Source organism: Geminicoccus flavidas, from assembly GCF_009806515.1.
GTDB lineage: Bacteria > Pseudomonadota > Alphaproteobacteria > Geminicoccales > Geminicoccaceae > Geminicoccus > Geminicoccus flavidus.
The window spans coordinates 1-10970 of sequence record NZ_WUJP01000840.1; the positions used below are offsets into that span (position 1 = coordinate 1).

11 protein-coding genes and 1 pseudogene are annotated in these 10970 nt (G+C 67.7%); 9 read left to right on the plus strand and 3 right to left on the minus strand.

Translation table 11 applies throughout. The features are described 5' to 3' along the window. The 3 genes from EQG76_RS24080 to EQG76_RS24090 all read left to right on the plus strand — a co-directional run. Positions 1 to 688, plus strand: a 688-nt coding sequence (locus tag EQG76_RS24080; RefSeq protein ID WP_159717083.1) for a sugar phosphate isomerase/epimerase family protein, incomplete at its 5' end; no start/stop codon positions are given. Positions 689 to 950: 262 nt separating this feature from the next. Further along, positions 951 to 1841, plus strand: coding sequence for a hypothetical protein (locus EQG76_RS24085; RefSeq protein WP_159717085.1), 891 nt, complete (start codon positions 951 to 953; stop codon positions 1839 to 1841). A 55-nt stretch (positions 1842 to 1896) separates the two neighbouring features. Beyond that, positions 1897 to 2046, plus strand: coding sequence for a hypothetical protein (locus tag EQG76_RS24090; RefSeq protein WP_159717087.1), 150 nt, complete (start codon positions 1897 to 1899; stop codon positions 2044 to 2046). 87 nt (positions 2047 to 2133) lie between these two features. On the opposite strand, the gene EQG76_RS31805 is transcribed toward EQG76_RS24090, so the two are convergent. Beyond that, positions 2134 to 2310: a hypothetical protein gene (locus EQG76_RS31805; protein WP_200841068.1), complete on the minus strand. Its 177-nt coding sequence runs from the start codon at positions 2308 to 2310 to the stop codon at positions 2134 to 2136. Positions 2311 to 2400: 90 nt separating this feature from the next. Then, positions 2401 to 3771 (minus strand): selenium-binding family protein, encoded by a 1371-nt coding sequence (locus tag EQG76_RS24095; RefSeq protein ID WP_159717089.1) that lies wholly within the window; start codon positions 3769 to 3771, stop codon positions 2401 to 2403. Positions 3772 to 4363: 592 nt separating this feature from the next. Here EQG76_RS24095 and EQG76_RS24100 point away from each other — a divergent pair. The 6 genes from EQG76_RS24100 (at position 4364) to EQG76_RS24120 (ending at position 10540) form a co-directional block, all read left to right on the plus strand. Beyond that, the gene (locus EQG76_RS24100; protein WP_159717091.1) at positions 4364 to 6157 is read left to right on the plus strand and encodes a thiamine pyrophosphate-requiring protein; all 1794 of its coding nucleotides are present in this window, start codon (positions 4364 to 4366) and stop codon (positions 6155 to 6157) included. A gap of 98 nt (positions 6158 to 6255) precedes the next feature. Beyond that, positions 6256 to 6645: an acyl-CoA thioesterase gene (locus tag EQG76_RS24105; protein ID WP_159717093.1), complete on the plus strand. Its 390-nt coding sequence runs from the start codon at positions 6256 to 6258 to the stop codon at positions 6643 to 6645. Between the two features lie 110 nt (positions 6646 to 6755). Then, positions 6756 to 8192, plus strand: coding sequence for a cytochrome ubiquinol oxidase subunit I (locus tag EQG76_RS24110; RefSeq protein WP_159717095.1), 1437 nt, complete (start codon positions 6756 to 6758; stop codon positions 8190 to 8192). After that, entirely contained in the window at positions 8189 to 9193 is a 1005-nt protein-coding gene (gene cydB / locus EQG76_RS24115) for a cytochrome d ubiquinol oxidase subunit II (protein WP_159717097.1), read from the plus strand. The genes EQG76_RS24110 and cydB overlap by 4 nt, the downstream gene beginning before the upstream one ends. Further along, positions 9190 to 9312 (plus strand): DUF2474 domain-containing protein, encoded by a 123-nt coding sequence (locus EQG76_RS31810; protein WP_200841069.1) that lies wholly within the window; start codon positions 9190 to 9192, stop codon positions 9310 to 9312. Before cydB ends, EQG76_RS31810 begins: the two co-directional genes overlap by 4 nt. A 256-nt stretch (positions 9313 to 9568) precedes the next feature. Then, entirely contained in the window at positions 9569 to 10540 is a 972-nt protein-coding gene (locus EQG76_RS24120) for a hypothetical protein (protein WP_159717099.1), read from the plus strand. Positions 10541 to 10718: 178 nt separating this feature from the next. Here the strand turns inward: EQG76_RS24120 and EQG76_RS24125 are convergent. Continuing rightward, positions 10719 to 10970: pseudogene (locus EQG76_RS24125) on the minus strand (MBOAT family protein); the annotation flags it as partial.

The following is a 10970-nucleotide window of genomic DNA, read 5'->3' on the forward strand; positions in this document are numbered from 1 at the left end:
GCTGCGCTACTCCGTCCACGGGCCGATCGCCTCCAACCCCTGGGACCTGCGCCACCGCGAGATCCATGAGGCAGTGGCGATAGCGCACCTGACGATGGCCGGGCGGCTCGGTGCCGGGATCTATGTGCAGCATTCCGGCCGCACCGTGCATGCGACCGGACCGGAACTGGCGGTGCTGCGTGCCCAGGAGCGGGACTTCCTGCGGCGCCTGGGCGATCTCGCCGGCAGGATGGGCGTGACCGTCGTCGTGGAGAACCTGTTCGGCGAGCGGCCGGGCGACCTCACCCAGCTGCCGCACGAGGTGGCCGAGCAGGTGGCGGAGGTCGACCATCCGCATGTCCGGGTGCTGATCGACTTCAGCCATGCCTACCAGGAAGCGACCAGGCGCGGCGTCGATGCCTGGGCGTCGGTGCGCCAGGCGGCACCGCTTACGGCCCATCTGCATGTCCATGACAGCTTCGGCCGGACCGCGACCATGCTGGGCCATACCCGCTCAGAAACGGTGGCGTTCGGCATGGGCGACCTGCACCTGCCGCCCGGCTGGGGCGACATCCCGTGGGAGATGCTGTTCGGCGAGCTGCGCTTCCTGCCGGGCACCATCGCCAATGTCGAGCTGCCGGCGCGCTATGCCGAGCACGCGCACGAGGTTGTGGCCCAGGTGCGGGAGATGGTGGGGCTGTCACGATGAGGGCGGTGCAGCAATTCGCCAGGGCGATGGCCGGCGCCGGCCAGGACATGGCTTCTTCATTCCGGGCCAAAGTAGACATGCTTCCGGAAAAACATTGAATCGGTCCAGAATGATCGCCGGATATACGCAGAATATCCGACAAGCCTCCTGGAGGATTGGGTCTGTCACTGATGTGAATTAGTTCAAGCTTGTCAAACCGGAGGAGGCCTACGGCTTCATGGGTGGTTTCAGAGAACTTTCCAGGCCAATGGAAGTCGTGCGGATGAGGCTGCTGTTCGGGTTGGCGCTCCTGCCATTGCTGCTGGTCGCATCGCCCAAAGGTGCAGATGCCTCCGCGATGCGGCACTGCCGGGGCCTGTTCGGGCCGGAGGACCTGTTCTGGCGTACGAAGTCGCTGACCCGGGCGGAGGCGATGGCGCGGCTGCCGGTGGGCAAGCGGCACAATTCCGGCAACATGCTGTCGTTGAACTACGACATTCATCCGGATGGCCGCCTGCGCCAGGCGAACGAGTTCAAGAAGCAGTGGGACTACATCTTCGGCACCGGCCCGACCTCCGGCTATGGCGAGATCGTGCGCGGCCGGCTGGCGCCGGGCGCCAAGTCGAGCTGGGGCAGGGCCAGGCGGATCAACAAGAAGAACCTGTCCGAGTGCATCGTCGACGGCACCACGCCCGCGATCTGCTTAGGCATTCCGAGCAGCACCGACATCCCGCCGATGAGCCTGGGCCAACACACCGACTGGATGATCTTCGACAAGTATTCCGACGATCCCCGCTCGCTCAAGAATCTCGGGGTCGGCGACCATGCCTGCCTCACCTACAAGGTGATGTATTCCAGCAATTTCGACTTCAACATCGGCTACGAGACCAAGATCCCGGGCTTCGGCAGCGCGCCGGACGGCCGCTATCCGCCGAACGACCATTTGTGCGAGGGGACGCGGCGCACGGTGAACACCGGCGAGGCTTTCTCGACCCGGGTCGTGGTGGGCGGCCCGGGCGATTCGCCGACCGCGGCGTCGGGCAAGCTGCTCGGCCACTTCAGGGACGACATGCTCGACGTCACCTGCACGCGGTTCCGGGTGATGACCGAGATGGACGCCCAGGGCCCGCGGACCAATGCCCTGCTGCCGGGTTTGGTACCACGTCGAGCATGAGCTGATTCTCAACATCAACTATGATCCGCGGCCCGGCCAGCGCTCCGGCGCGCTCATGCGCCTGTCCTTCTATGACGATCGCACCGGCCAGCACGTCACCAGCTTCGGCATGGCGAACACCTTCACCTTCGAGGGGCTCAACTATCCGCTGATGCCGCGCCCGGACGCGAGCGGGAAGATCGATGGCATGTTCGTGTCCATGTAGCAGACCGACCCCGACCCGGGCAGGAGGGGCTTCGCCACCGCCGTCAGGGACTTCGAGTGCTACCTGAAGTGAGCGCCCGGCGGCCCGTCAGCCGCCGCCAATACCGGTATTGACCTCGCCGGTGCCGCCGCAGGTCGGGCAGTCCTTGCCGTCGACCTTGCCGCTGCCACTGCAGGTCGGGCAGAGATTCTCGCCGGTCCCGGGCGTGCCGGGTGGGGCCTCGTCGCCGGGCGACGGCTCAGGTGTCGAGGGGGTGACGGGCATCTTCTGACTCCCCATGGCTCCCGCGGCTCGTCTGCCGCTGGTGGATGAACGGCGTCCGCCCGAATGCGTTCCGGGCGGACGCCGTCCCCATCAGAGCCAGATGTCGGACGTGCAGTCCCCACCCGGATAGCGCGTCTCGTGCGCGCGGGCCGGCCCCTTCGGCTCCTTGCCGAAGTCGACGAAGAAGTCCCGATTGATCGACATGCCGCCGTTCTCGGTGTCGCAGTCGATCTGCACCATGCAGGAACCCAGCTCGTCTACGGCCGGATAGAACTGCGCGTCCCAGGACGAGAGCAGGCTGGTGGTGCAGTAGAGCCGCTTGCCGTCGAGCGAGAGCTGCAGCATCTGCGGCCCGCCCGCGACCTTGTGGCCGTTCACTTCCGGCGCCTTGCCGAGCATGCCGCCGATCCAGACCTGGCCGGTGAGCTTCGGGTTGGCCGGGTCGCTGATGTCGTACTGGCGCAGGTCGCCATGCAGCCAGTTCGAGAAATACATGAACCGGTCGTCCATGGAGATCAGGATGTCGGTGATCAGCGGCGGCAGCGGCACCGGGAAGCCTTCGATCTCGACCGGCTCCTCCTGGATCACCTTGTCGAGCTGCCAGCCATCCCCGTTCTTGTGCCAGTGCCAGACGTTCGAGGAGAGCGCGACGCCGACATAGCCATGGGTGCTGGCTGGGTCGTGGTGGAAGCGGACCTCCAGCGGGATCATGCCGTCCGTGCCGAGATCGTAGGACTTCTCGACCCGCCGGCCCTCGAAGTCCCAGAAATGGATCTGGCTACCGTAGCGCTTGCCGACATCCTCCAGCTTGAACCCGCCGAAGAAGGCGTTGGGCGCGCCGAACTCGGAGGACACCATGACGTTGTGGCGCGGCTGGTACCAGAAGTCGTAGCCGTACTTCATGGCGCCGAGATCCTTCTCCCAGCGGCCGGTGATGTTGAAGTCCTGGTCCATGGTGAGGAAGCCGCCCGGCCCCTCGCCCTCGGCATTGCCCAGCATGGAGATGATGATCTCCTTGCCCAGGCAATGGATGGTGTGGGGCGCGGTCAGCCCAGTCTTGGCGATCACCTCTTCCGGCTCGATCACCTTGTGCAGCTTCGGCGCACGCGGGTCGGCCGTATCGACGATGTGGATGCGGCTGGACTTGAAACCCGGCACCACCAGGAAGCGGCGCTCGGCCGAGGCATCGCCATGGCAGGACGAGCAGGCGTTCCAGCCGAAATGATGGAGCTCGTCGCCCTTGTTCGGCATCTCCAGCCGGTGGATGACCTGACTGTAGGTGGGGCTGGACGGATCGGCGTCGACGGTCGCCAGATAGTCCGGCGCATCGACCTTGCTGCCGGTATAGATGCCGATCGTGTAGAGCAGCTTTTCGCGCGGGGCTGCCATCGCGTCCTCGGGCGAGGCGAAGCCCGGCCCGCAGCAATGCGAGGCGTCATGGTGATGGCCGTTGGACGTCATCGGCGTACTCTTCCAGGTTCCGACAGGGGCGGATGCATCTTACTACACAAGCATCTTGTGCTTAATTTCATTCTACGCCTGCATTCACACCAAGCATAGGTACGGCAAAATTAAACGCTAAATTAGGTGTTATAACCGAGCGTGCACCCGGCCTTTGGCTTCATCAGTCGTCGGCGGTCCTTATCCGGCATCCTGACAGGGATCCGAATGGATGCCGCCGTACCGATCGAGGATAGGCCATCTTCTGAAGGAAGCGAGCGGATTCGCAACCGTGCCGAGGAGGTTCGACGCGGCCTGTTCTTGGCAGGATCTGGCTCCGGCACCGACTGCCTGACGGCGGTCTTGGCAATGACATCCTGCATGATGCTGGGGGCCATGCTGGAAAGTGCCGGGGACGACCTGCTCGTGGCCGACCTCGCCCGGACCATCGACGGCGGCCAGGGTGACAACTGAAGCTGCCGGGCGTCACCAGACTCGCCCCTGCCGACTTCACCGGCTGAGGCGGCTCGGCAAGCTGCACCGCCCTGCCAGGGGGAACTCGCTGGTGGAAGGCTGGTTCACCTGTCAGGACCAAGCGGCAGGGGTGATGGCGATGAGCGGGACCGTTGGGGACTTCTTCTGGGAGCGCCTGAAGCAGTGGGGTGTCCGCCACGTCTTCGGCTATCCAGGCGACGGCATCAACGGCCTGCTCGGCGCCCTGCAGCGCCGTGACGGGGACATCAAGTTCGTCCAGGCGCGCCATGAGGAGATGGCCGCGTTCATGGCCTCGGCCTATGCCAAGTACACGGGCGAGCTCGGCGTGTGCCTTGCCACGTCGGGGCCGGGCGCCTCGCACCTGCTGACCGGCCTGTACGACGCCCGCCTCGACCATGTGCCGGTGCTGGCGATCGCCGGCCAGCAGGCGCGCACAGCGGTGGGCGCTCACTACCAGCAGGAAGTCGACCTGGTCTCGATGTTCAAGGACGTGGCCGGCACCTTCGTGCAGCAGGCCTCGGTGCCGGGCCAGGTGCGCCACCTGATCGACCGTGCGGTGCGCATGGCGATCGGCGAACGGCGGGTGACGGCCCTCGTCTTCCCCAACGACCTGCAGGAGGAGCCCTACCAGGAGCCGCCCCGCCAACATGGCGCGGTGTTCAGCGGGGTTGGCTACACCAGGCCGCTGGTGGTGCCGTTCGAGGAGGATCTGTGTCGCGCCGCCGAGGTGCTGAACGCGGGCGAGAAGGTGGCGATCCTGGTGGGTGCCGGTGCGCTGGGTGCCACCGACGAGGTGATCGAGGTGGCGGAGCGCCTGGGTGCCGGCGTGGCCAAGGCCCTCTTGGGCAAGGCGGCGCTGCCCGACGACCTGCCGTTCGTCACCGGCTCGATCGGCCTGCTCGGCACGCCGGCGAGCTGGGATCTCATGAGCAACTGTGACACGCTGCTGATGGTGGGCTCGGGCTTCCCCTACTCGGAGTTCCTGCCCAAGGAGGGCCAAGCGCGCGGCGTGCAGATCGACCTGGAGCCCGGCATGCTGTCGGTGCGCTACCCGATGGAGGTCAACCTCCAAGGCGATGCCGCGCATACGTTGCGCCTGCTCCTGCCCATGCTCCAGCAAAAGACCGACCGCTCCTGGCGCGAGAGCGTCGAGGCGAGCGTGGCCAGGAGCTGGCAGACGCTGGAGGCGCGCGCCATGCAGCCGGCCGACCCGGTCAACCCGCAGCGCGTCTTCTGGGAATTGTCGCCGCGCATCCCGGACCGGGCGATCCTGTCCTCAGATTCCGGCTCCTGCGCCAACTGGTTCGCGCGCGACCTGAAGATGCGCCGCGGGATGATGGCCTCGCTTTCCGGCGGCCTCGCCTGCATGGGTGCCGCGGTACCCTATGCGATCGCCGCCAAGTTCGCCCATCCCGACCGCCCCGTGATCGCCGTGGTCGGCGACGGGGCCATGCAGATGAACAACATGGCCGAGCTGATCACGGTGGCGAAGTACTGGCGGGAATGGGCGAATCCGACCTGGGTCTGCATGGTGCTGAACAACCAGGACCTGAACCAGGTCACCTGGGAGCAGCGGGCCATGGAGGGCAATCCTAAGTTCGAGGCGACGCAGAACATCCCCGACGTGCCCTACCATCGCTTTGCCGAGCTGATCGGCCTGCGCGGCATCTTCGTCGACCACCCCGACCAAGTGGCCCCTGCCTGGGAGGCGGCACTCGGCTCGGACGTGCCGGTGGTGCTGGAAGTGCGCACCGACCCCAACGTGCCGCCCCTGCCGCCGCACATCACCCTGGCACAGGCGAAGAACTTCATGTTCTCGACGCCGTTCGACCCGGATGCCGGCAGCGTGATCGTTAACGCGGCACGCGAGGTGCTGGGCTCGGTGTTGCCAAGCGGGCGTCGGGATTCCTGAGCCTCGGTCCCTGGCCTCGCCACCTGGACCCTCCTCCTGGCAGCCCCGGCCGGAGGCTGTTAGGTTGCGGCCGTGACGACGGTCGGGGGAGCCGTGCCATGTCCGACCAGCCGCCGCTCATCCGCACCATCGCCATGCCGGCCGACACCAACCCGGCGGGCGACATCTTCGGCGGCTGGCTGATGGCGCACATGGACCTGGCCGCCGGCAGCATCGCGACCAGGCGCGCCTGCGGCCGCACGGTGACGGTGGCGGTGGACGCGATGAGCTTCCTGAGCCCGGTGCTGGTGGGCGACGAGGTCAGCTTCCATGGCGAGATCCTGTCCACCGGGCGCAGCTCGATGAAGATCCGTATCGAGGCATGGCGGCGCCCGCGCGAGAGCGACGAGCGGACCCGGGTGACCGAGGCGGTCTTCACCTTCGTCGCGATCGACGCGGAGCGCCGCCCGCGCGCGCTGCCCCCCGCCGACCCAGCCACCGCGGGTTGAGGGCCCGCCGGAGCCACCCACCTGCGCTCCGGCGCCTCAGGAAGGTCGATCTGCGCTGTCGTCGCGGCTGCGGCGCCCTATCTAGGTCGGTGCGGACGTGGGAGAGGATGATGCTCGATCAGCTCGATGCGCTGTTGCTGGCCAGGATCCAGTTCGCGTTTACGGTCTCGTTCCACTTCATCTTTCCCTCGTTCACGATCGGGCTGGCGAGCTATCTCGCCGTGCTGGAGGGCCTGTGGCTGTGGACCGGCCGGGAGGTCTACATCCGGCTGTTCCGGTACTGGGTGAAGATCTTCGCGCTCGCGTTCGGCATGGGCGTCGTGTCCGGGATCGTGATGACCTACCAGTTCGGCACGAACTGGTCAGTGTTCTCGGACCGGGCCGGCCCGGTCATCGGGCCGCTCATGGCCTACGAGGTGCTCACCGCCTTCTTCCTGGAAGCGGGCTTCCTCGGCGTGATGCTGTTCGGGATGAACCGTGTCGGCAAGGGGCTGCACTACACCGCCACGCTCGCGGTGGCGGTGGGCACCTTCATCTCCGCCTTCTGGATCCTTTCGGTCAACAGCTGGATGCATACGCCGACCGGCCACGCGATGAACGAGGTCGGCCAGTTCGTGCCGGTAGACTGGTGGGCGATCATCTTCAACCCGTCCTTCCCCTTCCGCCTGGCCCATACGGTGATGGCCGCCTACCTCACCACGGCCCTGGTGGTGGGCGCGGTGGGCGCCTTCCATCTGCTGCGCGACAAGATCAACGAGGGCGCCCGGGTCATGTTCACCATGGCGATCGGCATGATCGCCATCGCGGCACCGGTGCAGATCTTCCTGGGCGATGCGCACGGCCTGAACACGCTCAAGCACCAACCGATCAAGATCATGGCCATGGAGGGCCACTTCGAGAGCCACCCCGACGGGGCGCCGCTCATCCTGTTCGGGATCCCCGACGAGGAGGAGGCCACCGTCCATTACGAGGTCTCGATCCCCAAGGCGTCCTCGCTGATCCTGGAGCATAGCTGGAGCGCGCCGCTGAAGGGGCTCGACAGCGTGCCGCGCGAGGAATGGCCGCCGGTCGAGATCGTGTTCTGGTCCTTCCGGATCATGGTCGGCCTGGGCTTCCTGATCCTGTTCCTGGGCGCTGCCGGTGCCATCGCCTATTTCAAGGGCCAGCTCTACCACTGGCGCCCCCTGCATCGCTTCGCGCTGCTGATGGGGCCGGCCGGCTTCGTCGCGGTGATCGCCGGCTGGGTGACCACCGAGGTCGGCCGGCAGCCCTACACGGTCTATGGCCTGATGCGCACGGCGGAATCGGCCTCGCCCCTGGCGGCCCCGGCCGTGGCGACTTCGCTGCTCATGTTCATCCTGGTCTACTGTGTCGTGTTCTCGATCGGCACGTTCTACATCCTGAAGTTGATGGGGCACGCGCCCTATACGGGCGAGACCGGGCCCGAGCGCGAGATCGGACCGCATCGTGCGGCCGGCATCACGCCAGCCCCGGCCCTCAGTCCCGAGCGGACGATCGGCGGCCGCAGCGCGGAGGCCCGGACATGATCGAGCTCGACCTCACCGTCGTCTGGGCGTTCGTGATCGCGTTCGCCGTCTTCGCCTATGTCGTCATGGACGGTTTCGACCTGGGCATCGGCATCCTGTTTCCGCTGTTCCCGGCGGGACGCGAGCGGGACAGCGCCATCAACTCGGTGGCACCGGTCTGGGACGGGAATGAGACCTGGCTGGTGCTGGGCGGCGGCGGACTGATGGCGGCCTTTCCGCTCGCCTATGCGATCATCCTGCCGGCCCTCTACGCGCCGCTCATCGCCATGCTGCTGGGCCTGATCCTGCGCGGTGTGGCCTTCGAGTTCCGCTGGCGTGATCCGGCGCACCGGCCCTGGTGGGACTTCAGCTTCACCCTGGGCTCGATCATCGCGACGCTGGCCCAGGGCATCACGCTGGGCGCGCTGCTGCAGGGCATCACCGTGGAGGGACGCAGCTATGCCGGCGGCTGGTGGGACTGGCTGACGCCGTTCAGCGTCCTGGTCGGCGTCAGCCTGGTGATCGGCTATGCGCTGCTGGGTGCGACCTGGCTGATCATGAAGTCGGAGGACCGGCTGCAGGAGCACTGCTACCGGCTGGCCCGCATCCTGGGGCCCCTCCTGGTGGGCTGCATCGTCCTGGTCAGCCTGTTCACGCCGTTCCTGAGCGGAGCCTACTACCGCAACTGGTTCAGCTTCCCGCGCGTGCTGTTCGCCGCCCAGGTGCCGATCCTGGTGGCGATCGGCGCGGTGGTGTTCTTTGTGGCGCTGGCAAGGCGGTGGGAATACTGGCCGTTCCTGAGCACCCTGGCTCTGTTCGCGCTGGGGCTGATCGGGCTCGGCGTGAGCATGTTCCCCTACGTGGTCCCGGGCGCCATCACCATCTGGGACGCGGCGTCACCGCCCAAGAGCCAGCTCTTCATGCTGGTGGGGGCGTCGGTGCTGATTCCGATCATCCTGATCTATACCGGCTATTCCTACTGGGTGTTCCGCGGCAAGACCGGCCACGAGGGCTACCATTGACCGAGCCTGGGCAAGGGGGCGGCTGGGGGCGCCGGCTCCTGTGGTTCGTCGGCCTGTGGCTTGCCGGCGTGGCCGCCGTGTCGGTGGTTGGCTTGCTGCTGCGCCTCTGGATCGCCTGATCCGGCAGTGGATCGCCACGGCGCTTCGAGCACCTTCGGGTTGAAACCGGCGAACCACGCAGCGCGGTATGGCGTGCGCCGCCATTCCCCTTCAGGTGGCGCAAGCCAGCACCGTGCCCGGCTTCTAGCATCGCACCCGCAGGAACGCGGCAAGGCGGGGGTCGATCATGGTGGGGATCGCGGCAGGCAGGCGATCGGCAGGGCGGCTCCTGCCGGGCCGGCGCGGTGCCGGCCCGGTCCGGTTGGGCAGTGCGGCATGAGCAGCGGCCCGACCAGCGAGGCGGCCCGTCGCTGCCTGGCGATCGTCGCCGAGATGTCGGCGGCCCTGGCGGCCGGCGCCCGGCTGGCCAGGCCCGGCCAGGACCATGCGGCAGCAGCGTACTGGATCCGGGCGCAGCCCTGGGCCAGCCGGCTGTGGCCCGACGTGACGCACAACCCTTACCAGGACCTGAGCACCGCCGCCTGGATGCGCAGTCGCGCCCTGGGGCTGGAGCAGCCGCGCCCGGCGCGGGTCCAGGCCTTCCAGGGCGGCCATCTCTGGCCCAAGGACGAGCCGGAGATCCGCTTTGCCATCCGCGCACTGGAGTTCCTCAGCCGGCTGCAGTCCGCCAGCGGCAATGCCGACCGGGTGCTGGACCGGTTCGAGGAAGCGCGCTCTGCCGCGCAGTGGCGCTTCGACATCGAGCACCCGCTGCGGCTGGGAAGCTGCCCGTGCCTGGACCTGAAGGACTTTGCCGCGGTCCGCACCGAGGCGCTGTGCCGGGCAGGCTGCCAGCTCCATCAGGAGCTGGGCAGGCTTGCCTGGGCGAAGGAGGATCCGGCCGCAGCCCTGCCGGGCCGCCACGCGGGCGCGGATGGCAGCGACACCGATCCGGTGGCCCTGGACGAGCTGGTCGAGGCGGCGGCCCGGCTGCCGCGGATCCTGGCCCAGCTCGCACCGATCTGGCCGGCTCTGTTGTCGGCATTCCGGCGCGGCCAGCAGAGCCGGCTCTTGACCGAACTGCCAGGCTGGCTGCTGGACCTCCTGCGCGAGGTGCCGGAGCCGAGGCTGGCGGGGCTGGCCTGGAACGCGGTCACGGCCGTGCCCGCCGGCCGGCTCGAGCAATTGACCGCCGGCCACGTCGCCACCTTCGGTACGGCCGGAACTACCTGGTGGCTGGACGGCTGGCAAATGGCGGCGGCGCATCTGGACGCGGCATCGGTGCGGCGCGGCTGGCCGGCCGGCTGAAGCGGCAGCAGGCATCCGCGCCGTTCAGCGCGACCCAGCCAGCACGACCGATCAGCGCGACGCGGTGAGGGGCCCGGTGCAGGCCGACTGGAGAGCCTGGACCAGTGCTTGCGCCAGCATGGGCTTGTGCTGCTGGGTCAGGTGGCTGCTGTCTGCTCCAGGAGACCAGCCGCCGGTCTCAGCGCCCAGCGCCAGGCATCGGGCAGGGCCCCGGGCCGGTGAGCGCCATGGCCTGCCACAAGCCGAGCATGCCCTCCAGCGTGGTCGCCCGGAACGGCACCCAGGCGACCAGCACCGCCAGCATGGTGATCGCCCAGCCCAGGCCCAGCGGCCGGCTCCCGTCATCGTGGGGCTTGCCGCTGTTCAGGCGGTGCCAGAAGCGCTGCACCACCAAATACCCGCCGTGCAGGGCGCCCCAGATTACGAAGGT

What these genes read in the sequence shown, in the direction of transcription:
- EQG76_RS24085 (WP_159717085.1), top strand. Translation starts at nt 951, where the DNA reads ATGAGGCTGCTGTTCGGGTTGGCGCTCCTGCCATTGCTGCTGGTCGCA.
- EQG76_RS24090 (WP_159717087.1), top strand. Translation starts at nt 1,897, where the DNA reads ATGCGCCTGTCCTTCTATGACGATCGCACCGGCCAGCACGTCACCAGC.
- EQG76_RS31805 (WP_200841068.1), bottom strand. Translation starts at nt 2,310, where the DNA reads ATGCCCGTCACCCCCTCGACACCTGAGCCGTCGCCCGGCGACGAGGCC.
- EQG76_RS24095 (WP_159717089.1), bottom strand. Translation starts at nt 3,771, where the DNA reads ATGACGTCCAACGGCCATCACCATGACGCCTCGCATTGCTGCGGGCCG.
- EQG76_RS24100 (WP_159717091.1), top strand. Translation starts at nt 4,364, where the DNA reads ATGAGCGGGACCGTTGGGGACTTCTTCTGGGAGCGCCTGAAGCAGTGG.
- EQG76_RS24105 (WP_159717093.1), top strand. Translation starts at nt 6,256, where the DNA reads ATGTCCGACCAGCCGCCGCTCATCCGCACCATCGCCATGCCGGCCGAC.
- EQG76_RS24110 (WP_159717095.1), top strand. Translation starts at nt 6,756, where the DNA reads ATGCTCGATCAGCTCGATGCGCTGTTGCTGGCCAGGATCCAGTTCGCG.
- cydB (WP_159717097.1), top strand. Translation starts at nt 8,189, where the DNA reads ATGATCGAGCTCGACCTCACCGTCGTCTGGGCGTTCGTGATCGCGTTC.
- EQG76_RS24120 (WP_159717099.1), top strand. Translation starts at nt 9,569, where the DNA reads ATGAGCAGCGGCCCGACCAGCGAGGCGGCCCGTCGCTGCCTGGCGATC.